Consider the following 22,653-nt stretch of genomic DNA (forward strand, 5'->3'; position numbering starts at 1 on the left):
CCTCCCGCGGAACCGCAAATGAAGGGCAGGCCGTCGCTGCGGCCTGCCGCAGGGCTCAGGCCCGCTCCGGCACCGGCTGGCGGTCGAGCGCCCAGTACCTCGGGCCGCGTTCCTCTTCGAGCTTCGCCAGCAACTCGCGGTGGATGGCGTGGATGCGCTCCGCCGTGATCGCCTCGGCGGGGTCCACCTCCTCGATCTCCAGGCTCGTCTTGTCCTCGTAGAGATGTTCCCCCTTGAGCAGGCCGCGTTCATCGTAGGGCCAGATGAAGGCCTGGCGGCTGGAGACGTGGTAGAGGGTGTCATCCTCGGGCAGGTCGTAGCCCGCCGCCTTCAGATCGGCCCCGCGGCCGAGCTGGTGGAAGGTCAGTTCGTCCGCGATGCCCCAGTCGTTCACCGCAATGCAATCGTCGGAGTTCCACAGCACGGCATCGCCCACGCTGCGGTAGAAGTTCACGACGGCCTCGCGCCCCTCGACCACGGCCTGGGATGCGCCCCAGGCGACCCGGTAGACCGGCGTCTCCACCATCATGTCGTCGGCGACGATGGCCTCGAACTGGGCCGATCCTTCCAGGTGGACGTGGCGCCAGAAGTTCAGCAGCATCGCGCGGTGCAGCGGATCCGTGGTCTTTTCCAGCAGCGCGGCTGTCGGTTTCATGCAGTCATAGACCGCTTGTTCGAACCTGTTCATGATGTTCCTCCCATCGTGGCTGAAAGCTGCGGCGCCGGGCGGGCCCGACGCTGCGGCAACCCTAGCCGGGTCCTGCGGGGCGGGCTTGGACCCGGGCGCAGGGCGGTCGGAACGAGGGCGCAAGGGCGGCGAGCCTGTTGACCGGCGTGCAAGGGGTGCTCAGATTGAAGGGCAAGGAGGCCCGCGGCCATGGGAGAGGCCGCGGCGGAGCGAGCAGGGAGGAGGAGACGCCGTGAGCAGGATGGAGCGGTTCAGCACGTCCGGGGTCAGCCAGAGACGAAGGCTCGATTTCTGGAACAGGATCTGCACGGAGACACTGGCGGAAACCTGCATCGACACGCGCGGCGACCGGTTCGATGCCGTCATGCGCCGCTGGACCGTCGGTCCGGTGACCATGGTACGGCCCAGTGCCGGGCCGTCGAGCCTTCTGCGCGCGCCCTTTTCCGAACCACAGGGAGAGGAAGGCGCCGTCGTGCTGCATTTTCAGCACCACGGGTACAGCTGCTTTGCCCAGGACGGGCGCCGGGCCGAGCTGGCGCCGGGGGATTTCGTCCTGTCGAACGCGGCGGAAGGCTACGCCTTCGATTTCCCCTCTGCGCACGAGTTCCTGGTGCTGCAGGTGCCGCGCGCCGAGTTGGCCCGGCGGATCCCGGCGTTGGAGGACCAGTTGTGCCAGGCCCTGTCGGGGCGGACGCCCGCCGGCCAGTTGCTGCATGATTTCCTGCTGTCGCTCTGGCGCAACGGGGAACAGGGCCACGTCGAGGACGCCTGGATGGAGGGCGCCGCGCAGGTGGTCTGCGATCTGGTGGCCCAGGCGGTGACCGGGGCCGAGGGGGCAGGCCCCACCGACGGGGCCGAGGAGGCTACGGCGGAGGCGCGCCAGGATGTCCTGCGATTGGTGGAGGCCAGGCTGCGCGAGCCCGGGTTGCGCACCTCGGATCTGGCGCGGGCGGTCGACTTGTCGGAGAGGACGATCCAATACCTCTTTGCCCGAATGTCGACGACGCCCTCGCGCTACATCATGGAACGACGGCTGGTGCTGGCGCGCGACCTTCTGCGGTCAGAGCCGACACGACCGGTCACGGACATCGCGCTGGAACTGGGGTTCGCCGACAGCTCTCACTTCGCCCGGCAGTTTCGCGCCCGCTTCGGCATGTCGCCCTCGCAGTGGCGCAGGGCATGAGACACGGCGACCGCCTTGGCGCCGCATCCTTAGGGCTGAGGTAAAAAGGGCGGGCCACTGGCCCGCCCCGTCGTTCAGATCGACGGCAAGTCGTCGAGGACCTTGTCCAGGGTCACCGGGTAGTCCCGGACGCGCACGCCCGTGGCATTGTAGACCGCGTTGGCCACGGCTGCCGCCACGCCACAGATCCCCAACTCGCCGACGCCCTTCGCCTTGAGCGGCGTCGATTTCGCGTCGAGCGTGTCGAGGAAGATCACCTCCTGCTCGGGGATGTCCGCGTGAACGGCCACCTCGTAGCCGGCAAGGTCATGGTTGGCGAAGAGCCCGCGCCCGGTGTCTAGCGCCATCTCTTCCGAGAGGGCCGCGCCGACGGCCATGGTCATGCCGCCGATGACCTGGCTGCGGGCGGTGATCGGGTTCAGGATGCGCCCGGCATCTGCGGCGGCCAGCATGCGGCGCACGCGGATTTCGCCAGTGCCGACATGCACGCCCACCTCGACGAAATGCGCGCCGAAGGTGGCCAGCACGTAGTCGCTTTTGAAGTCGCCCCATTCCATCGTGTCCGTCGCTTCCAGCGCGCCGTCCAGATCGGCCAGGGCCATGTCGGTGCCGTCGCCGGTCACGCGCCCGTCGTGGAAGTCGGGATCTTCCAGGCCGAGGCTGTCAGCGATTTTCTGGCGCAGGCCCATGCAGGCCGCGTAGACCCCGGCGGTGGAACTGGCGGCGCCGAACTGGCCGCCCGACCCCGACGAGACGGGATAGGCGCTGTTGCCCAGCCGGACCTCCACCGCGTCGAGGGGAAGGCCGAGGCATTCCGCCGCCGTCTGCGCCAGGATGGTGTAGGAGCCGGTGCCGATGTCGGTCATGTCCGTCTCGATCACCAGCCGGCCATCCGACAGCCGCGCGGTGGCCCCGGACGCCAGGGTCGGCGCACCGCGATAGGCGCCGGCCATGCCGTGCCCGATCAGCCACTGGCCCTCGCGGCGCGCGCCGGGGGTGGTGTTGCGATCGGCCCAGCCGAAGGCCTCCGCCCCGCGTTCCAGGCATTCGACGAAATGACGCTCGGAAAACTCCTGCTCCGGGTTCGACGGGTTCACCTGCGTGTCGTTGACGATCCGCAGCTGCACCGGGTCCATGCCCAGGGCCTCTGCCATCTCGTCCATCGCCACTTCCAGCGCCATCAGCCCGGAGGCCTCGCCGGGGGCGCGCATGTCGGAGGCTTCGGGCAGGGGCATCTCCACGATGTGATGCTGCACCCGGCGGGCGGGTGCGGCGTAGAAGAAGGGCGTCTGAGCCGTGGCATTCTCGCCCCGGCCCCCGGGAAGGGAATGCGACGCCGCCTCGTGCCAGATGCCCTGAAGGTGGCCGTCCGCATCGGCGGCCAGGCGGATTCGCTGGACCGTGGCCGACCTGTGGGTGGCGTTGTTCATCATCATCGGACGGGGGATCGACAGCTTCACCGGGGCGCCGACCTCGCGCGACCCGAGGGCGGCCAGAACCGCGTCGCAACGCAGCCAGAGCTTCCCGCCGAAGCCGCCGCCGATGTAGGGGCTTTCCACCCGGATGCTGTCCGGATCGATGTCGAAGGTGGTCGCAAGCGCCTGCCGGTTCCATTCGATCATCTGGTTGGAGGTCCAGACAGTCATCTCGCCGCCATCGGACCAGTCGACGATGGAGGCGAAGGGCTCCATCATCTGGTGGCTTTCCGAGGGGGTGTGATACATCTGGTCAACCACGGCCGCCGCATCACGGAAGGCCGCGTCGACGTCGCCCACCAGGGTGCCGGGCTCGCCCGAGCCTTCGAGCCGCCCGAAGGCCGCATCGAGGTCGTAGTCCGCCGGATCGCCGGGTGCGTAGTCCACCTCGATCAGGGCGGCGGCTGCGCGGGCCTGCTCGAAGGTCTCGGCCACGACCACGGCAATCGCCTGGTGGTAGTGCTGGATCTCGTCGCCGCCGAAAAGGCGGGCGACGTTGTAGTTCCAGATGCCCAGGGGCTCGATCTCCAGCGTGGTGACCACGGCACGCACGCCGGGGGCGTTGCGCGCCGCCTCGGCGTCCATGGCGGTGATGCGCCCGTGGGAAATGCCGGCCATGACCGGGTAGCCGTAGAGCTGGTCCGGAACGACGTCATGCCGTTCGTAGGCATAGGGAGCGGTGCCGGTCACCTTAAGAGGACCGTCCACGCGATGCGTGGGCTTTCCGATGGTGCGGGCGGTGTCGAATAGGTTCTGGCCTGCGGGTTCGTCGAACTGCATCGGGTTACTCCTCTGCCAGCATGGCGGCGAGCGTGCGCTCGGCCAGGGTGATCTTGAAGGCGTTCTCTTCCGTCGGGCGCGCGCCCTCCAGCAGGCGGGCCATCACGGCGCGGGCGCCGTTCGGCAGCTCCGCATCGGCGGCGGCGGAGCGCCAGGGTTTCGGGGCGACGCCGCCCAGGGCGACACGGCCCGTGCCGTCGGGCTGGCGGATCAGTGCCACGGAGACCAGCGCAAAGGCGTAGGACGCCCGGTCGCGCACCTTGTGATAGGTCTGCGTCCCGCCGACGGGGGCGGGCAGGGTGACATGGGTGATCAGTTCGCCCGGCATCAGCGCGGTTTCCACCTCGGGCGTATCGCCCGGCAACAGGTGCAGATCCTCCAGCGCGATGCGGCGGGTCATGCCCGAAGGCGTCACCGTCTCGACCGTGGCGTCGAGAACGCGCATGGCGACGGCCATGTCGGAGGGATGGGTGGCGATGCAGGCATCCGAGGTGCCGATGACGCCGAGCTGGCGCGAGAAGGCGCCCTCGGTCAGCGCGGCACAGCCCGATCCCGGCTCCCGCTTGTTGCAGGGCATGGCGCCGTCATAGAAATACGGGCAGCGCGTGCGTTGCAGCAGGTTGCCCCCGGTCGTCGCCTTGTTGCGCAGCTGGCCCGAGGCACCGGCGGCCAGGGCGCGCGTCAGCACCGGGTAGTCCCGCCGCACGCGCATATCGGCCAGCAGGGTGGTGTTGGACACCAGCGTGCCGATGCGCAGGCCGCCCTCGTCGGTTTGCGTGATCTCGTCCAGGCCCAGCCCGTTGACGTCGATCAGATGGGCCGGCGTCTCGATCTCCAGCTTCATCAGGTCCAGCAGGTTGGTCCCGCCGGCGAGGAATTTCGCCCCGTCCACCTCGGCGGCGCGGGCGGCGGCGGCGGCGACATCGGTCGGCTTTTCGTAGGAAAACGCTCTCATGCCTGGTCCTCCGCGACCTGGGTGATGGCGGCGAGGATGTTGGCATAGGCCCCGCAGCGGCAGATGTTGCCGGACATCCGTTCCCGGATCTCAGCGTCGGTCAGGGCGATCTCGGCGGTCAGGTCATCGGTGACATGGCTGGGGATGCCGGCGCGAACCTCCTCGATCACCTGGCGGGCGGAGGAGATCTGACCGGGCGTGCAATAGCCGCACTGGAAGCCGTCGTGCTCGACGAAGGCCGCCTGCATCGGGTCCATCTGATCCGGCGTGCCGATGCCCTCGATCGTTTCCACCTCGTCGCCGTCATGCATGACAGCAAGGCTGAGGCAGGAGTTGATGCGGGTGCCGTTGACGGTACAGGTACACGCCCCGCACTGGCCATGGTCGCAGCCCTTCTTGGTGCCGGTCAGCTGCAGATGCTCCCGCAGGGCGTCCAGTAGCGTGACGCGGTTGTCGACGGTCAGTTCCTGCGGGGTCCCGTTCACGGTCAGGGTGACCGTGGTCGTCTCGGACCCGGCGGGCGCGGCGGCGTCGGTCGTCTGGGCGGTGGCGGCGCGGCCGGCCCCGGCCCCGAGGGCGGCGGCGGCGGTCCCGACGAGCAGGGTCCTGCGTCGTAGTTCGAATTCGATGGGGGGCGGGGTCATGAGGGTTCCCTTCCTGGCCTGTCGCGAAGTAGGATCCCTTTTCAGGTAGCCCGCTTTGCCTGCTGGAAAGGCCAGGCGGCGAAATAGCGTCAATGAACTTGGCTCATGAATGCCTGCCGCGCGGCGCCCCGACCTCTGCGTCAGGTGATCCTGAGGGCGATCTCGCTGGCGCCACCGCCGGTCTTGGTCACCTCCAGCTGCACCGGGATGCGGTCCTTCATCGCCTGGACGTGGCTGATAACGCCGATGGTGCGACCCTGGGCCTGCAATCGCTCCAGTGCGTCGATGGCCAGGTCGAGGGATTCCGCGTCCAGGCTGCCGAAGCCCTCGTCGATGAACAACGTGCCGGCCAGCGCGCCCCGGCTGCCCATGCCCGACAGGGCCAGCGCCAGCGACAGCGAGACCAGGAAACGTTCCCCGCCGGAGAGCAACCGGCTGGGCCGCGTGTCGCCCGCCATGTCGCGGTCGATCACATGCAGCGCCAGGTCCTGATCGGCCACCGCCAGTTGGTAGCGCGGCTTCAGCTGGTCGAGGTGCAGGTTGGCGCGTTCCACCAGCATTGCCAGGGTGACCGCCTGGGCGATCTGGGCGAAACGGTCCCCGCGGGCGGAGCCGATGGCATCGTTGATCGCCGCCCAGGTGTCGGCCACCTTGCGCGCTGCCTCGATCTCCGCCTCCAGCCCCGCCAGTGCCTCACGCGCGCGGGTGTCAGCCTTGCGCCGTTCGCTCAGCGCGCCGAGCTCTTCGGACAGGGTGGTGGCCGTGGCGGCCAGCTCGTCCTTGCGGGTCTGCAGATCCTCGCGCGGCGTCTCGGGCAGCCCGTCGGCCTGCAACGCGTCCCACTCCTGCTGGCGTTCGTCGCGGGCGCCGAGGGCGCTGGTGCGCTCCGTCTCGGCGGCATTGAGCGCGGCACGGCGGCTTTCGATCACGTCGGCCTCGGTCGCGTGCAATGCCTGGACCCGGTCGAGGTCCAGACCTGCGGCGGTGCAGGCCTCGGTAAGGGCTTTTGCGGCCCTGTGCCGGCGGGCCGTGGCGCGGGTTAGCGTGGTTTGTGCAGCCTCCAGGCTGCCGGCGATCTGCGCCAGTCGGGCGCGGGCCTCGGCGTGCTGGCGCTGCGCCTCGCTGGCCGCCGCTTGCGCGGCCTTGCGTGCCTCGTTGTGGCGGGTGCGGTGCGGCCCGGTGGCCTCGCCCCCCAGCAGTTCGGCGCGGTCGGCGCGCAGGCTTTCCAGGGTTGTCTTGCGGCTGTCCCGGGTCTCGATTGCCTCGGTCACCCGGTTCGTGGCCGTTCGGGCGGCGCTGCGTGCTTCGGTCAGAGCGGGCATCTGGGCGGTGCGGGCGGTTTCGGTCTCCTCGATCGCCTTCAGCAGGGCCCCGGCACGGCCGGCGGTCTCGCGCAGGGCGTCGAGGGCGGGCTGGCCATCGGCGTCGAATGCCTCGGGCGAAAGGCCGAGGGCGGCGAGGGGATCGACCAGCCGGGGGGCCAGGGCCGCGATCTCTCGCTGCGCGGTGTCGCAGTCGCGGGCCAGGTCCTTCGCGCGCGCCTCGCTGTCGGCCAGGGCGGCGGTCAGGGCTGCCGCCTGCTCGGTCCGGGCCGTCAGCTGCGCCTGAGCCGTTTCGATCTCCTGGCCGAGGCGCTGATGGTCGCGTTCCTGCAGCGCCAACCGGTCGCGGGCCTCTTCCAGCGCGGGGCGGCGGGCCTCCAGCGCCTCAAGAAGGGTGGCGAAGGTAGAGTCGGCGGCGCGGGGATCTGTTGGGAGATCCGGCAGGGCGCTGACCTCCAGCGCGGCCCATTGGCGGGCATGGTCCTCGATCCGTTCGGCGAGGCGCTCGGTGAGGGCCGGGGCCTCGGCCTCCTCCCGGGCGATCGTTGCGGCTGCCTCGTCGCGTCGTGTGGTGGCGTCGCGCAGGGCCGCCTGTGCCGTGTCGCGCGCCTCGGTCGCCGCCTGCATCTGCTGGCGCAGCTCCGTGGCGAGGCGCGACAGGGCACTGTCGTCCAGCACCGGATGTTCGGTCGCATGGCAGACCGGGCAGGGGCGTCCCGGTTCCAGGTGCTGGCGCAGGTGATCCGCCTCGGCGCTGACCGCAGCCTCTGCCGAGGCGACGGGGCGGGAGAGCGCGTCGATGTGGTGGCTGGCCGTCTTCAGCTCCTCTGCCAAACGCTGGCCGTCCGTTTCGGCCTGCTCGCGGGATTCCAGGGCAGCTCGCTGCCGGGCCGCGCTCTCGGCGATCGCATGGTCGGCCTCGCGGACCTGGGCGGCGGCCTGACGCAGGGCGCGCAGGTCGATCAGCTGCTGGCCCAGGGTGGCCAGCGCTGTCGCCGGGGCGGCGGCCTGCAGGCGCCGGCGTTCCGGTTGCAGGTCGGCCTGCTGTTGGCGCAGATCCGCCAGCCGGGCGGTCAGCGCGGCGGTCTCGGCGTTGGCCTCGTCCCGGGTCCGGGTCTGCGCGGCTGTGGCCTCCTTCAGCGCCGCGCGTGCCTCTTCCGCCTCGCGCAGGCGGGTCGCTGCGGCGATGCGGGCCTCCAGCCGCTCTTCCAACGCGCTCCAGTCGCGGCGCAGACCCTCGTGGCCGGGGATCTGCTCAAGCGCGGCCTGTGCCTCGGCCCGCGCATCGGCCAGACGCCGGTCCTCTGCCTCCAGCGCCGTCTGTTTGTCCTCGGCAGCTCCGGCGTCTGCCTGGCGCCGGGTCAGCTCTGCCTCGGCGCGGGTCAGCTCCTCCGTGGCGCCAACGATCCGACTGTCGAACTGTTCGGCCTTCGTCCATTCGGGGCCAAGAGCCTTGAACGCGGCCTCGACCTGATCGAGCCGCGCCTGTGCCGCAGCGGCGGTCTCCGCCAGCGCCTCAGCGGCCTCGCCTTGCTCCCGCTCCGCTTCGGTCAGCTGTGCCTCGGCCTCGACCGCCTCGCGCAACGCCGCTTGGGCGGCCTGATCCTCGCGCAGCTCGCCGCGCAGGGCCTGGGCGCGGTCCCAGTCGGCCAGCCAGGCCTGCTGGTCGGCCATCGCCGTAAGGGCCGCCTCTGCTGCGCTGACACGCGCCTCGGCCCGGGTCAGCGCGGTCTGCGCGGCCTCCTGCGCGGCATAGCGCCCGAGGTCCGCCGTCACCTGGGTCAGCTCTGCCTCGGTGGCTGTCTTGCGGGCGCGCAGGGCCTCGCTCTCGGTCTCCAGCGCGGCGCGCTCTTCGGCACTCAGCAACGGATGCTCACCGCGCCGGATCTCCAGGGCCTCAAGCGCCGACTGGGCGCCTGTGTTCCGCTCGTAGATGCGGCGCGAGATGTCGCGGTAGACCTGTGTGCCGGTGACCTTCTCCAGGATCGCCGCCCGTTCGCCGGTCTGGGCCGACAGGAAGGCGTCGAAGTCGCCCTGGGCCAGCAGCACGGTGCGGCGGAACTCGTCATAGGTCAGGCCGGTCAGCTCGGTCACCCGGTCGTTGACGCGCGACAGCTGGCTTTCCAGAACCTGGCCATCGGAGGCACGCACCAGGCTGCGGTCCACGGCCTGCAGGCGCCCGTCGATGCGGTCGCGCGCCCGACGGGCGGACCAGCCTGCGGTGTAGACCTCTCCGTCGGTGGCGCGGAAGGTGACCTCGGCCAGGCCCCGCGCCGCGCCCCGGCGCAGCACCATGCGCGCGTCGGTGGCGCGCAGGGCCGAGCCGTCGACATCCTCCACCGCCTCGCGCGTGCCGCTGCCCGACAGGCGCGGGCAATCGCCGTAAAGCGCCAGGCACATGGCATCCAGCAAGCTGGACTTGCCCGCCCCTGTCTCGCCGGTGATGGCAAAGAGGCCAGCGCTGGCGAGCGGGCCGTCGTCCAAGCAGATCTCGAAAGGTTTGGCGAGGCTGGCGATGTTCTCGCCCCGGATCGACAGGATCTGCATGGCTCAGACCTCCGCCAGGACATCGCGGAAGGCCGCGAGGTGGCGGTCCTCCGGGGCGAAGCCGTTCTTCGTCTCGAAGGCCCGGGCGAAGAGGTCCTCGGGGCTGGTCTCACCCAGCGAGGGCGCGGACGCGGGCGGCTCTGCGCTGTCCTCGGCGGCGCGATGAATGCGGATGCCAGCGGGGCGGACGGGCGCCTCGCGCAGTAGCGCCTCGGCCCGGCCCATCATCACCGATGGCGCCTCCTCGGCCAGCAATTCGACATAGACCAGCGGGCGCAGGTTCACGTCCTCGACCGGGGCGATCTCGGCCAGGGCAGCCTCCAGCTCGGCCAGGGTCAGGGTGCCCGTGGCGGGCAGACGCAGGACCGGGGCGGGCAGGGGGATCGCGTGGTGGGTGGCGCGGATGTCGCGCCCCTCGATGTCGAGGATCGTGACCCCGTGGGTATAGCGGATCTCGGAGGCCGAGAGCGGGAAGCACGAGCCTGAATAGCGCACCCGCCCGCCGTCCAGCGACTGCGGCCCGTGCAGGTGGCCGAGCGCAACATAGTCGATGCGGGGCGGATAGATCTCGGGCGGCACCGCATGCGAGCCGCCGATCAGGATCCGCCGTTCCGCCCCTTCGGCCTCCAGCCCGCCGGTGCAATGCAGGTGCCCCATGGCGATCAGGGGCAGATCCCCCACGCGGGGCAGGGCGGCCTCGGTCAGCTCGGCGTGGAAGCGGCGGGCGGCCTCGATCACCGTATCCTCGCCCTCGTCCCTGGCGAAGCTGAGGCCGGAGAGGTCGGCGGCGCGCAGGAAGGGGATGGCGAGGACGTAGAGCGCGGGCACCCCGTCGGGGCCGGGCACGGGGATCAGGTGGCGGTCGAGGTCCACGGCGCCGTCCTTGCGGAGCACCGTGCCGATGGTGTGGATGTCGAGGCTGCCCAGCACATCGCCCGGCGCCTCCAGTCGTAGGGCCGGATCGTGATTGCCGCCGGTGAGGATGATGCGCAGGTTTGGCAGGCGGGCCTTCATCGCCGCCATGGTGCGGTAGAACAGCCGCTGGCTCTCGCCCGAGGGGTTGGTGGTGTCGAAGATGTCGCCGGCCACCAGCAGCAGGTCGATCCGCTCGGCAACCATCAGGTCCGTGAGCGCCGCGAAGAAACGCGCATGCTCCGCCTCGCGGGACCAGCCGTTCAGGGTCTGGCCGATGTGCCAGTCAGCGGTGTGCAGCGCGCGCATGGGGGGCTCCTTCGATACTGCGCGCAAAGTCGCGGGGACGAGCGGGAGCGTCAAGCGTCAGGTGACTGCGGAAGTCGTTCGGGCGTTCCCGGCCACGGTTGCCTTGCCGCGACAGTTCGCCGAGAGAGGCTGAGGTGACGCTGCGATCCTGGCGGTGACGGGGAAGTCGGCCGAGTTGCAAGCGTTCGGTCGCGCGCAAAGCGTCAAGAACGGCTTTCACAACAACGGAGCCGGGTAGGCGGTGGATGTTGCGCTGTAGGAGGCTGCCTCGATGCCTAAGCGAGGCACGACGGGTCGCGTGGACATGGCAAGCCACGCAAAACCAAGTTGGTACCCAAGGCCGGACTCGAACCGGCACGCCTTGCGGCGGGGGATTTTGAATCCCCTGCGTCTACCATTCCGCCACTTGGGCCCGGAAGCCATCGCTTCGGGTCTTCGGTTTATCGCTGTGGCCGGGCGGCGTCCAGTGGGAATGCGGAGCCCGGGCTGACACGGCGGGGAGGGGACTCGACCCGTACCATTGTCCCCGGCTAGCCTGCGGCCAATAGACAGGGGACACGCGATGGCACGACATGGCTATGAGACGGGGCGGCTGAACCTGCCCTTTGTCGGGATCTGCACCTTCGGGAAATACCCGCTGGTCGAGGACTGGAACGAGATCGATGCCGACGTGGCCGTGATGGGGGCGCCCTTTGACGCCGGCACCCAGTGGCGTGCGGGCGCCCGCATGGGGCCGCGCGGGGTGCGCGAGGCCTCGACGCTGTTCAGTTTCGGCCACGCCGGGGCCTATGACCACGAGGATGACGTGACCTACCTCGACCCGGCCAAGGTCAGCGTGGTGGACATCGGCGATGCGGACATCGTGCATACCGACACCATACGCAGTCATGAGAACATCGAACATGGCGTGCGCCGGATCCTGGCGGCCGGGGCGCTGCCGGTGGTGATCGGCGGGGACCATTCGATCAACATCCCCTGCATCAACGCCTTCGAGGGGCAGGAGCCGTTCCACGTTGTCCAGATCGACGCCCACCTGGATTTCGTCGATGAACGCCACGGGGTCCGCTACGGTCACGGCAACCCGATGCGCCGTGCCGCGGAGAAACCCTATGTCACCGGGTTGACCCAACTGGGCATCCGCAACGTGTCATCCACGGCGAAGGACGGCTATGACGACGCCCGTGCCATGGGATCGGACATCCTGTCGGTGCGCCAGGCGCGTACTCTGGGGACCGAGGCGCTGCTGCGCCGGGTGCCGGAAGGGGCGCGGATCTACCTGACGATCGACATCGACGCCTTCGACCCGTCCATTGCGCCGGGCACCGGCACGCCGAGCCATGGCGGCTTTCTCTACTATGAGGTGCTGGAGCTGCTGGATGGGCTGGCGCGGCGCAATGAAGTCGTCGGGATCGACCTTGTAGAGGTGGCGCCGGACTATGATCCGAGCGGCTCGACCACGACCCTGGCTGCGCAGATCCTGATGAATCTGATCGGCCGTGTCCTGCATCATCGTGACATCGGCTAGGGCGGATCTGCGCGTCGAATCCTCCCCGGTGAGCGATTCGGCGCTTAACTACCTTGTCGCTCAATTTTGATTGGAATTCCCGCTAAAGCTGTGTGTTGGGAGCGGAATCTGCCCGTCTTGCGAGCGTGGTTTGCGGCAAAGGTGGTCTAAATATGGACGGATTGAGGCCATTTACCCCTGCGTCAGTGTTTCTGATGAGGAAACGGCGCTTCGGTAAGATCGCAGCGTTTTCCTCCGCATATTCCGGCGTAAAGGCGTTTTTTCAATTATGTAGGCGCTGATCCGCGTCAGATTGAGTGTGAACAATCAGGCGGGTGATAGGCCTGAATGTGGCGAAAATTTGGCATGCTCTGCAGTATGTCCGCCTTGTCTCCGCCACTTTCCTGCCTCTTTTTTCTCTTTGTCGCGCCATGGGGAAGAGGTATCACCTGTCTTGCCCGACTGGGATGGGCACCTTTCTGGACCATGGGGCGGTCCTTCGAATTGCATGCATCGTGGAGATGCAGGACCGGGCGTCGGCCCGGAACCCGGCTTCGGCCGGACGAGGCACTTATGTCCGGTGATCAACACCGGCGCGCCGCGCGTCTCCATGGTTCGGGTAGAAACAGATTGCCGTGTGCTGGCCCACCGGGCCGGGTACGGGCCGGGCCAGTCCCGGATGCGATGGAAGGGTGACGACATGACCGGGAAGTATTACGGCGGGTACGGCGGCCACGACGACGACGATTGCGATCCCTATGGCGGCACGTCCCCTGATGGCTACGTCGACGGCACCGCGGGCGGCGACCTGATCGACACCGCCTATTCCGGCGACCCCGATGGCGATTACATCGACAACAACGACGCGCTTCTGCCCGGCGAAACCGGCGACGACGACATCGTGCGGGCCGGGGGAGGCAACGACACCATCCTCGCCGGGGCAGGTGACGATGAGATCTTCGCGGGCTCCGGCGATGACAGCGTGTCCGCCGGGTCCGGCGATGACGAGATCTCCGGTGGACGGGGGGACGATGACCTGTCGGGCGACAGCGGCAACGACGTCATCTACGGCGACAGCGGCCAGGCGCCGGACAGCCCGCGCGAGAGCTTTGAATGGGACAAGCTGCCGGACCCGCACTACCACGGCGGGCAGATCGACCATAACGATCCGCTGTACGGCACGCTGCACCAGGACACGGGCGAGGTGAATGTCACCTTCACCCAGGAGACCACCGGCACACCCGAGACGACCTATTACGAGGTCAACGGCAACACCGACGGTATCGTCGACGACGGCAACGGCGTGGACCGCAATTCCACCATGTCGTCCTACCTGAACGCCGATGGCGAAAGCGCGACCTACAAGCTCGACTTCTCGCAGGACGTCGACGACGTCTCCTTCCGGATCAACGACATAGACTATCTGTCGCAGGTGACCATCCGCGCCTATGACGCCGAGGGCAACCTGGTCGACATCGACATCGACGCAGGCTCGCTGATCACCGCCACCGACGAGGACGCGGCCGGCGGGACCGAGACGCTGATCTCCTCCACACCCAATGGCGGGGCTTCGGACGACAGCGCGCAGTACTCCGCCCTGGTCAGCATTCCGGGCCCGATTTCGCGGATCGAGATCACCCATACCCAAGTGGGCCACGGCACCACCGGCATCACCGTCAGCGACATCTACTACGACGTGGCGCCGGACTACGAAGGCGGCTCGCAGACCCATTGGTCCGACGGCGACGACGTGATCGACGGCGGCTCAGGCGAAGACACGCTGTTCGGCGAGGGGGGCGATGACACGATCATCGACGGCGCCGGCGCGGACCTGTCCTATGGCGGCGCAGATCGCGACACCTTCGTCGGCGGCTCGGCCGGGGACCACGTGGACGGTGGCGAGGCTGGCGTGGACGAGGATACGCTGGACCTGCGCGGCATGAACGTGGCGGTCGAATACGAGGACGACGACCCCGAGGCGGGCACCGTCAGCTTCCTGGATGACGACGACAACGTCACCGGCACGATGACCTTCGAGAATATCGAGACCGTGCTGACCGATCCGGTTGATCCCGGCCCGCAGCTCGACGGCTATGTCGAGGGCACGGCCGGCGGCGACGTGATCGACGCGGGCTATGACGGCGATCCCGATGGCGACATGATCGACGCCGACGATGCGATCCTGCCCGGCGACAGCGGTGACGACGACGTGGTGCTGGCCTTCTCCGGCGACGATACGGTCATCGCGGGCGAGGGCAGCGACGACGTCTATGGCGGTGCGGGCAACGACAGCATCTCCACCGGATCGGCGGATCAGGTTAACGACCACGAGACCTTCCCGGGAATCCCCTTCGAGACCGGCGATGCGCAGCTGGATGACACCGATTACGTCGAAGGCGGCTCGGGCGACGACACGATCTCGACCGGGGACGACGCGGATACGATCTACGGCGGCGACGGCGCCGACAGCATCGACGGCGGACTGGACGACGACGAGATCTACGGCGGCGCTGGCAATGACACCGTGGACGGCAGCCTGAACGGCATCGTCGATGGAACGCTGGGCAATGACCTGATCTTCGGCGGTTCCGGCGATGACAGCCTGGTGGCCGGCGTCGACGCCTTCTCGGACTACGAGGGCGATGATCCGAACCTGCCCAATCCCTATGATGCTGACGGCAACCTGTCCGATCCGAACACCGCGGACGGCAAGGACACCGTCTATGGCGGCATCGGCGATGACACGATCATCTCCGGCGATGATGCCGACGCGCTCTACGGTGGATCCGGCGAAGACAGCATCAACGCGGGCATCGACGACGACTATGTCGAAGGCGGCCAGGGGGCGGATGTCATCCTCGGCGGCCATGGCTCGGACACGATCCTGGGCGGCTCCGGCGACGACAGTATCGACGCCAGCGCGCAGACCAGCGGGATGGACTATCCCAACGCGCCGGACGACAGCGATCCGGTGCCGGAAAACGACCGCGACGAGGTCTATGCGGGTCACGGCAACGACACCGTCTTCGGCGGTGACGATGATGACATGCTGCACGGCGGCTCGGGCGATGACGTGCTGGACGGTGGCATCGACGAGGACACGCTGGTTGGCGATTACGGCAATGATGAACTGACCGGCGGCGCGGGCCAGGATCTGCTCTACGGCAACCAGGGGGCAGATACGCTCTATGGTGGCGACGAGGCCGATGCGCTCTTCGGCGGCTCGGGCGACGATGTGCTGGATGGCGGCCAGGGCGCCGACAGCCTGTCGGGCGGTGACGGCAACGACAGCCTGACCGCCGGCAATGGCGAGGACACGCTGGAGGGCGGCGCCGGCAACGACACGATCATCGGCGGATCGGGCGCCGACACGATCTTTGGCGGCTCCGGTGACGACAGCATCCGCGGCGGCACCTCGGGCGACAGCATCGAAGGTGGGGACGGCAACGACTTCATCGCTGGCGATGCGGGCGACGACCTGATCGAGGGCGGCGCCGGCAATGACGAGATCTACGGCGGCTCCGGCCTCGACACGATCCTGGGCGAAAGCGGCGATGACCTGCTCTATGGATCGGATCAGGAGGATGAGGTCTACGGCGGTATCGGCGCCGACACGATCTTCGGCTCGGCCAATGCCGACGAAGTCTACGGCGGCGCCGACCGCGACAGCATCGTGGGCGCCACCACCGGCGACTACATCGACGGCGGCAGCTCCGGCGACGACTACGACACGCTGGACCTGCGCGGCTACGGCGTGCCCGGCGGCCATATCAAGATCAACTACACCTCCGCCGACCGCGAGGACGGCATCGTCGAATTCTACAACCCCGACAGTACCCTGGCCGGGACGGCGGAATTCCACGAGATCGAGAACGTGGTGCCTTGCTTCACCCCCGGCACGCTGATCGCGACGCCGCGCGGCGAGGTCCCGGTGGAAGAGCTGCAGGAAGGCGACCGGGTCATCACCCGTGACAATGGCATGCAGCAGATCCGCTGGAAGGGCAGTCGCCATCTGAAGGGTGGGGAGCTGCTGAAGGCCCGTCACCTGCAGCCGGTGCTGATCCGCAAGGGCGCGCTCGGCTATGGCCTGCCGGAACGCGACATGGTCGTCAGCCCGAACCACCGGATGCTGATCAACAACGACAAGACCGCGCTTTACTTCGAGGACCGCGAGGTGCTGGTTGCGGCCAAGCACCTGACCGGCCTCGACGGGATCGAGCGGCTGAAGGCGAAGAGCACGACCTACGTGCACTTCCTCTTCGACCAGCATGAGGTGATCCTGTCCGACGGCGCCTGGTCGGAAACCTTCCAGCCGGGGCATCAGACCATGGACGGCCTGGGCAACGCGCAGCGCAACGAGATCTTCGAGCTGTTCCCGGACCTGCGGGCGCGCAAGGGGCTGGAGGATTACCACGCCGCGCGCAAGACGCTGAAGAAACACGAAGCGGATCTGCTCGCCCTGAGCTGACCCGAGAGAGGTCTGCCACGCCTTCGGGGGAGGCGTGGTGCTGCGCCGGGGTGGGACCCCCGGCGACGCCGGCCGCCCGGGACAGCGCCGTCAGGGATGGGGACCGTGCCCTGACGTGTCGCAGCCTGTCCCGGGCGGTGCCGGACCATCACCCGAACCGGGCCCATCGGGGGCGGCGGGGCGCGCAGACCGCAGGAGATCTCCGCCGACCGTGTTTCCCGAAATGCGACAATATCGCGACGGAACTTTGCGGCAGTTCGGGCAAATCAGAGTTGGATCTGAGGTAAATGCGAATCATCTGGCGGCGTCCGCTTAGCGTGGGTTGCTTCGGTCGCATGGCCGGGCTGCGCAAAAGTGTAGCTTGCGGTCACGCACTGCAATCAGCGGATGAGTTTTCGTTTCCATTTGGGAAACATATGTTGTTTCTGTACCCGCATTGCGCTGCTCTGCAGCGACATCGTCAGCAAGTGTTTGTCAGCGACTACTTTCGTGAGCTAACAGACGGTCGGGGGCGCTGTGACCGGGCGCCGTCGATGCAAGTCGACCCACCGGTCCTGCACAGAATTTCGGGACGGCGAGTCGATCCATCGGGGGTCGGCGCATGAAATGGCGTTTGAGAGGTCGAAATGACGACATATGGCGGCGGATCCGGCAAGGGTGACAGCATCAACGGCACCTATCGGGACGACAACCTGTATGGCGGCTGCGGCGACGACACGATCACCGGCTACCAGGGGAATGACGATCTCTACGGGAAACGCGGCGACGACGTCCTCTATGGCGGTGACGGCGATGACGACCTGCATGGTGACAGCGGCGACGACTACCTCGACGGCGGCACCGGGCACGACGACCTCGACGCCGAGGACGGCAATGACACGCTGATCGGTGGTGACGGCAACGACAAGCTCGACGCGGATTCCGGCGATGATCTGGTCTATGCGGGCAGCGGCAACGACACGGTCTACGGCGACGACGGCCATGACGAGATCTACGGCGGCGATGGCGACGACAAGCTGATCGGCGACAGTGGCGATGACACCATCTATGCCGGCTACGGGCGTGACACCATCGAAGGCGACAAGGGTGACGACGAGCTTCACGGCGAGGGTGGCGAGGACCTGATCGAGGGCGACGACGGCAACGACACGATCTTCGGTGGCGAAAGCCGTGACACGATCTATGGCGGCGACGGCAACGATTTCATCGACGGCGGTGACGGCGAGGACCTGATCAAGGCCGGGAAAGGTGACGACACCGTCTACGGCGGCCAGGGCCAGGACACGATCTTTGGCAATTCCGGCGACGACTTCCTGGAGGCCGGTGACACCGCTTGGAACCGCTCGACCGACACGCTCTACGGCGGCCAAGGCAACGACACGCTGCGCTCCAATGGCAACCAGGACAAGCTCTATGGCGGCTCCGGCGATGACCTGTTCACCGCGATCGCCGATGAGGGCAACCTGAACAACCTCTACGTCTATGGCGGCGAGGATCCCGGCGATACCGACTGGGACGTGCTGGACCTGTCGGAGTTCAAGGAACGCTATCCCGACCTGGAACTGCACTATTCCAACGTCAGTGACGATGGCGAAGACGGCACGATCCTTCTGAAGACCGGCGACGGGCGAGAGTTGGGCCGGATCTACTACAAGGACATCGAGGAGATCACCACCACCAGCCCCGAGGGTGCGATCTGCTTCGCCGCCGGGTCCCTGATCGCGACCATGCGCGGCGAGGTGCCGGTGGAACAGCTGCGCGAGGGCGACCGGGTCATCACCCGCGACAACGGCATGCAGGAGCTGCGCTGGATCGGCCGCCGGGACCTCAGCCCGAAGGAGCTGGCGACGATGCCGCACCTGCAGCCCGTCCTGGTCCGCGCCGGTGCCCTGGGCCACGGCCTGCCGCATACGGACCTGGTGGTCAGCCCGCAGCATCGGATGCTGATCCGCTCGGACCGCGCGTCGCTCCTCTACGAGGAAAGCGAGGTTCTGGTGGCGGCGAAGGACCTGGTGGGCATGCCGGGCGTTGAGCGGCTGACCAATCGCAAGGTGACCTATTTGCACCTGCTGTTCGACCAGCACGAGGTGATCCTGGCCAATGGCGCCTGGTCCGAGAGCTTCCAGCCCGGCGACTATTCGATGAAGACGCTGGACCGTGCGCAGCGCGCCGAGATCCATTACCTCTTCCCCGAACTGGCCGCACCGCGCGCCCTGACCGGGTTCAGTGCCGCGCGCCGCAGCCTGAAGAAACATGAGGCCGAGGTTCTGCGCGCCGAGGGCGGGATCGTCAGCCGCCCCGCCGGCGGCGCCATTCTGCCCATGCCTCGGGCGCATCGAGGTCGGTAAGCGCATGGGCCCCGGGCAGGGGCACCAGCCTCAGTCGAGAGAGATTGGCGGCGATCACGGGGGCAGCCCCGCGATCGCCGCCAAGCGTTTCAAGGTCCGGGAAAAGATCCGCTGGGAAGAGCGCCGGGTGGCCCGGCGTCTCCCCACTGGAGCCGCGCAGGATGGGGGCGGGGTCGCCTGTCAGACCGTCGGCCACGCTGCGCAAATCCTCTGCCGTCAGGTCGGGCATGTCGGCGGGCAGGATCATTACGCCACGCAGGTCCGGGGGCAGGGCGGCCACGCCTGTCCGGATCGAGGCGCCCATGCCCTCGTCCGCGTCGCGCACCGGCACCGACGTCACCTGCAGCCCGTCCAGCGCGCGGCTGCGTGGATGATCGAGAGCGGGGAGCGTCACCAGCACAGGGCCGATACCGGCATTCAGCGCGCGGCGCAGCTGCCGACGCAACAGCGGTTCCCCGTCGATATCTTCCAGCAGTTTGTCGCGCCCGCGCATTCGCCGCGAGGCGCCGGCGGCCAGCACCAGGACGGCGATCATGGGGCGTCGTCCTGCACCGCCGCCTCGCGTTTCAACGCGCGCAGTACGTAAAGGCGGATGGCCGAGGCCAGGCCCAGCTCCAGCCCGCGGTCGGCGTCGATCTCGGCGGCCAGCTGGTTGATCGGGCGTCCCTTTGACTCGGCGAGACGCCGGAACTCGGCCCAGAACTCATCTTCCAGCGAAACCGAGGTGCGGTGCCCGCGCAGAGTCAGCGAGCGTTTGACGGGACGGCCGCTCATGCCTCGGGGGTGTCTTCGTCGCGGCGATGCCCGTCGAGGTGACGGCGGGCCGTGTCGGCTTCGGTCTTCTCCGCCGCCTTCTGCGCGCCGGTCCGTCCGAACTTCACCGCGTTTTCATCGCCCCGTGCGCGTTTCTCGGCGCGGGCCTTCTCCTTGCGGAAGCGGTTGAGGTTGGTGACATTCGACATGAAGCCATACTGCCAGCGCCCGGGGGGCGGGGCAAGCGCCCTCAGAGCGCCAGAACGGGGCCTTCGAGCAGCTCCATGATATCCCCGAAATAGCCGCCCGAGCGGGCCGGGCGCAGCGGGTCCGAGGTCAGCGCCACCGACAGCCCGCGTTCCGCATGCCAGGCGATGACCTGACCGCCATAGCCGCGCGCGAGGGTATAGCCGCTGTCGGTCATGAACCAGCCATAGCCGTAGGACATGCCCGACCAGGGCGAGCGGGTCAGCGGCTCGGTCGAGCGTGCGAGCCAATCCGCCGGGATGACCTGGGCGCCGTCATGGCGGCCGCCGTTGCGCATCATCTCTGCCACCCGCAACATGGCGCGGGGCGTCAGGGCCATCTCGTTGCCGCCCATGTAGTAGCCCTGCGGATCGCGGGTCCAGGGGGGCACGTCGATGCCCAGCGGACGGCCCAGGCGCGCGCGCATCTGCGCCAGAAGGCTGTCGCCCGTGGCCTCGGTCAGGGCGGCGCCCAGGACATGGGTGGCGCCGGTGGAATAGATCATGCGCCCGCCGGGCTCTGCCTCCATCTCCCGCGTCAGGGCGTAGCGGATCCAGTTGCCGGAGTTCACCCAGGCGCCGTAATTCGCACCCGAGGTCGCCTCCAACCCGCCGCGCAGGCTGGCCAGATCGCCCAGGGTGATGTCGGCCACGCCTTCGGTCGCGCCTGAGGGGATCAGCCCCGGCGCCACGTCGCCCAGGCGCGCATCGACGCCGGACACGTCGCCCCGGTCGATGGCCTGGCCCAGCATCAGGGCCACCAGGCTTTTCGAGCAGGACTTGATGTTGGCCAAGCCGTCGAGGCCGGGGCCACGGAAGGCGCGGGAGAAGACGTCTTCACCGTCCTTCATCACCATCAGGGCGTGCATCTGGTCAAAGCGGTCGCCGGCCTCGGCCAGCGGTGCGGTGGCGGCCATGGCGGGGCGGATGAAGGGCAGGGCGAGGGCGGAGCCGAGAAGGGCGCGTCGGGTGATCATGAGCAAGATCTGAGGGCAAGCTGCCCCGGCGGCAAGCGCGGGCGCCTCACGTTCACGTGGGACAAAGGGCGGGCAGGTCAGAGGGACATGCAAAAGGGGCGCGGCCCTGCGGCTGCGCCCCTTGCAATCATCCTGCCGAACTGACGGGTCAGTCCTTCGGACCGATCATCTTCTCCGGGCGCACGACCTCGTCGAAGGTCTTCTCGTCAACGAAGCCAAGCGCGATGGCCTCTTCCTTCAGCGTGGTGCCGTTCTTGTGCGCGGTCTTGGCGACCTTGGTGGCGTTGTCGTAGCCGATGGTCGGCGCCAGCGCTGTCACCAGCATCAGGCTTTCATGCAGCAGCTTCTCGATGCGCGGCTCGTTCGCCTGGATGCCCGCCACCATGTTGTCGGTGAAGGCCGAGGCGCTGTCGCCCAGAAGCTGCATCGACTGCAGCACGTTGTAGGACATCATCGGATTGTAGACGTTCAGCTCGAAGTGGCCCTGGCTGCCGGCGAAACCGACGGCGGCGTCGTTGCCCATGACATGGGCGCAGACCATGGTCAGCGCCTCGGCCTGGGTCGGGTTCACCTTGCCCGGCATGATCGAGGAGCCCGGCTCGTTTTCCGGCAGGATCAGCTCGCCCAGGCCGCAGCGCGGGCCGGAGCCCAGCAGGCGGATGTCGTTGGCGATCTTGAACAGCGAGGCCGCGACCGTCTTCAGCGCGCCGGAGAACATGACCATGGCGTCATGGCCGGCCAGCGCCTCGAACTTGTTCGGCGCGGTGACGAAGGGCAGGTCGGTGATTTCCGCCATGTTGGCGGCGACCATTTCGGCCCAGCCCTTCTTGGTGTTCAGTCCGGTGCCGACGGCGGTGCCGCCCTGCGCCAGCTCGTAGATGTCGCCAAGAGCGGCCTCGACCCGTTCGATGCCCTTGGCCACCTGGTGGGCGTAGCCACCGAATTCCTGGCCCAGGGTCAGGGGGGTGGCGTCCTGGGTGTGGGTCCGGCCGATCTTGATGATGTCCTTGAAGTCTTCCGACTTCTGTTCCAGCGCCGCGTGCAGCTTGCGCAGGCCCGGCAGCAGGGTGTCGCGGGCGGACATGGCGATGCCGACGTGCATGGCGGTCGGGAAGGTGTCGTTGGACGACTGGCCCATGTTGCAGTGGTCATTTGGGTGGACGGGGGATTTCGACCCCATCTCACCGCCCAGCATCTCGATCGCGCGGTTCGAGATCACCTCGTTCGAGTTCATGTTCGACTGGGTGCCGGAGCCGGTCTGCCAGACCACCAGCGGGAAGTTGTCGTCGAACTTGCCCTCGATCACCTCACCGGCGGCGGCGATGATCGCATCGGCGACCTCGGCCTCCATGTTGCCCAGCTCCTTGTTGGCCATGGCGCAGGCCTTCTTGATCACGCCGAGCGCGCGGATGATCGGAACCGGCTGCTTTTCCCAGCCAATGGGGAAGTTCATGATCGACCGCTGCGTCTGGGCGCCCCAGTACTTGTCAGCGGGAACTTCGAGCGGGCCGAAGCTGTCGGTTTCGGTGCGGGTCTGCGACAT

15 protein-coding genes and 1 tRNA gene are annotated in these 22,653 nt (G+C 68.2%); 4 read left to right on the top strand and 12 right to left on the bottom strand.

Annotated features, from left to right (window positions below):
- Positions 1-55 precede the first annotated feature (55 nt).
- Entirely contained in the window at positions 56-688 is a 633-nt protein-coding gene (locus tag LC066_RS01700; protein WP_224896274.1) for a hypothetical protein, read from the bottom strand.
- A gap of 241 nt (positions 689-929) precedes the next feature.
- Here LC066_RS01700 and LC066_RS01705 point away from each other — a divergent pair, with 241 nt between their 5' ends.
- On the top strand, positions 930-1,871 hold the full coding sequence (locus tag LC066_RS01705) for a helix-turn-helix domain-containing protein (protein ID WP_224896708.1): 942 nt from the start codon (positions 930-932) through the stop codon (positions 1,869-1,871).
- Positions 1,872-1,945: 74 nt separating this feature from the next.
- Here the strand turns inward: LC066_RS01705 and LC066_RS01710 are convergent, their stop codons facing one another.
- The 6 genes from LC066_RS01710 to LC066_RS01735 form a co-directional block, all read right to left on the bottom strand.
- Positions 1,946-4,126, bottom strand: coding sequence for a xanthine dehydrogenase family protein molybdopterin-binding subunit (locus LC066_RS01710; protein WP_224896275.1), 2,181 nt, complete (start codon positions 4,124-4,126; stop codon positions 1,946-1,948).
- Between the two features lie 4 nt (positions 4,127-4,130).
- Positions 4,131-5,081 (bottom strand): FAD binding domain-containing protein, encoded by a 951-nt coding sequence (locus LC066_RS01715; protein ID WP_224896276.1) that lies wholly within the window; start codon positions 5,079-5,081, stop codon positions 4,131-4,133.
- A complete protein-coding gene (gene paoA / locus LC066_RS01720) occupies positions 5,078-5,725 on the bottom strand; it encodes an aldehyde dehydrogenase iron-sulfur subunit PaoA (RefSeq protein WP_224896277.1) in 648 nt (215 codons plus the stop codon). The genes LC066_RS01715 and paoA overlap by 4 nt, the downstream gene beginning before the upstream one ends.
- A 140-nt stretch (positions 5,726-5,865) precedes the next feature.
- On the bottom strand, positions 5,866-9,594 hold the full coding sequence (locus tag LC066_RS01725; protein WP_224896278.1) for an AAA family ATPase: 3,729 nt from the start codon (positions 9,592-9,594) through the stop codon (positions 5,866-5,868).
- A gap of 3 nt (positions 9,595-9,597) precedes the next feature.
- A complete protein-coding gene (locus LC066_RS01730) occupies positions 9,598-10,815 on the bottom strand; it encodes an exonuclease SbcCD subunit D (RefSeq protein ID WP_224896279.1) in 1,218 nt (405 codons plus the stop codon).
- Between the two features lie 328 nt (positions 10,816-11,143).
- A tRNA-Leu gene (locus tag LC066_RS01735) sits at positions 11,144-11,227 on the bottom strand.
- 150 nt (positions 11,228-11,377) lie between these two features.
- Here LC066_RS01735 and speB point away from each other — a divergent pair.
- From speB to LC066_RS01750, 3 genes are all read left to right on the top strand, one after another.
- On the top strand, positions 11,378-12,340 hold the full coding sequence (speB, locus tag LC066_RS01740; protein WP_224896280.1) for an agmatinase: 963 nt from the start codon (positions 11,378-11,380) through the stop codon (positions 12,338-12,340).
- 679 nt (positions 12,341-13,019) lie between these two features.
- Complete coding sequence (locus LC066_RS01745; RefSeq protein ID WP_224896281.1) at positions 13,020-16,787, top strand: Hint domain-containing protein; 3,768 nt, start codon at positions 13,020-13,022, stop codon at positions 16,785-16,787.
- Positions 16,788-17,413: 626 nt separating this feature from the next.
- Positions 17,414-19,135 (top strand): Hint domain-containing protein, encoded by a 1,722-nt coding sequence (locus LC066_RS01750; protein WP_224896282.1) that lies wholly within the window; start codon positions 17,414-17,416, stop codon positions 19,133-19,135.
- Here the strand turns inward: LC066_RS01750 and LC066_RS01755 are convergent.
- The 5 genes from LC066_RS01755 to fumC all read right to left on the bottom strand — a co-directional run bounded on the left by LC066_RS01755 (position 19,077) and on the right by fumC (position 22,653).
- Positions 19,077-19,670 carry an NTP transferase domain-containing protein gene (locus LC066_RS01755; protein ID WP_224896283.1) on the bottom strand — a complete coding sequence of 198 codons (594 nt, stop codon included), beginning with the start codon at positions 19,668-19,670 and terminating at the stop codon, positions 19,077-19,079. The two genes, LC066_RS01750 and LC066_RS01755, sit on opposite strands and share 59 nt — an antisense overlap.
- On the bottom strand, positions 19,667-19,909 hold the full coding sequence (locus LC066_RS01760) for a ribbon-helix-helix domain-containing protein (protein WP_224896284.1): 243 nt from the start codon (positions 19,907-19,909) through the stop codon (positions 19,667-19,669). Before LC066_RS01760 ends, LC066_RS01755 begins: the two co-directional genes overlap by 4 nt.
- Positions 19,906-20,097 carry a DUF4169 family protein gene (locus LC066_RS01765; protein ID WP_085886691.1) on the bottom strand — a complete coding sequence of 64 codons (192 nt, stop codon included), beginning with the start codon at positions 20,095-20,097 and terminating at the stop codon, positions 19,906-19,908. Before LC066_RS01765 ends, LC066_RS01760 begins: the two co-directional genes overlap by 4 nt.
- A gap of 41 nt (positions 20,098-20,138) precedes the next feature.
- The gene (locus LC066_RS01770; protein ID WP_224896285.1) at positions 20,139-21,110 is read right to left on the bottom strand and encodes a serine hydrolase domain-containing protein; all 972 of its coding nucleotides are present in this window, start codon (positions 21,108-21,110) and stop codon (positions 20,139-20,141) included.
- Positions 21,111-21,258: 148 nt separating this feature from the next.
- Positions 21,259-22,653: a class II fumarate hydratase gene (gene fumC / locus LC066_RS01775; protein WP_222474377.1), complete on the bottom strand. Its 1,395-nt coding sequence runs from the start codon at positions 22,651-22,653 to the stop codon at positions 21,259-21,261.

The organism is Pseudooceanicola marinus (assembly GCF_020177265.1).
Taxonomy (GTDB): Bacteria; Pseudomonadota; Alphaproteobacteria; order Rhodobacterales; family Rhodobacteraceae; genus Pseudooceanicola; species Pseudooceanicola marinus_A.

Excerpts from the sequence above, each read along its gene's own strand:
- paoA (WP_224896277.1), bottom strand. The coding sequence starts at position 5,725 with ATGACCCCGCCCCCCATCGAATTCGAACTACGACGCAGGACCCTGCTC.
- LC066_RS01710 (WP_224896275.1), bottom strand. The coding sequence starts at position 4,126 with ATGCAGTTCGACGAACCCGCAGGCCAGAACCTATTCGACACCGCCCGC.
- LC066_RS01715 (WP_224896276.1), bottom strand. The coding sequence starts at position 5,081 with ATGAGAGCGTTTTCCTACGAAAAGCCGACCGATGTCGCCGCCGCCGCC.
- LC066_RS01730 (WP_224896279.1), bottom strand. The coding sequence starts at position 10,815 with ATGCGCGCGCTGCACACCGCTGACTGGCACATCGGCCAGACCCTGAAC.
- fumC (WP_222474377.1), bottom strand. The coding sequence starts at position 22,653 with ATGTCGCAGACCCGCACCGAAACCGACAGCTTCGGCCCGCTCGAAGTT.
- LC066_RS01765 (WP_085886691.1), bottom strand. The coding sequence starts at position 20,097 with ATGTCGAATGTCACCAACCTCAACCGCTTCCGCAAGGAGAAGGCCCGC.
- LC066_RS01705 (WP_224896708.1), top strand. The coding sequence starts at position 930 with ATGGAGCGGTTCAGCACGTCCGGGGTCAGCCAGAGACGAAGGCTCGAT.
- LC066_RS01700 (WP_224896274.1), bottom strand. The coding sequence starts at position 688 with ATGAACAGGTTCGAACAAGCGGTCTATGACTGCATGAAACCGACAGCC.
- LC066_RS01760 (WP_224896284.1), bottom strand. The coding sequence starts at position 19,909 with ATGAGCGGCCGTCCCGTCAAACGCTCGCTGACTCTGCGCGGGCACCGC.
- LC066_RS01770 (WP_224896285.1), bottom strand. The coding sequence starts at position 21,110 with ATGATCACCCGACGCGCCCTTCTCGGCTCCGCCCTCGCCCTGCCCTTC.
- speB (WP_224896280.1), top strand. The coding sequence starts at position 11,378 with ATGGCACGACATGGCTATGAGACGGGGCGGCTGAACCTGCCCTTTGTC.
- LC066_RS01745 (WP_224896281.1), top strand. The coding sequence starts at position 13,020 with ATGACCGGGAAGTATTACGGCGGGTACGGCGGCCACGACGACGACGAT.
- LC066_RS01755 (WP_224896283.1), bottom strand. The coding sequence starts at position 19,670 with ATGATCGCCGTCCTGGTGCTGGCCGCCGGCGCCTCGCGGCGAATGCGC.
- LC066_RS01750 (WP_224896282.1), top strand. The coding sequence starts at position 17,414 with ATGACGACATATGGCGGCGGATCCGGCAAGGGTGACAGCATCAACGGC.
- LC066_RS01725 (WP_224896278.1), bottom strand. The coding sequence starts at position 9,594 with ATGCAGATCCTGTCGATCCGGGGCGAGAACATCGCCAGCCTCGCCAAA.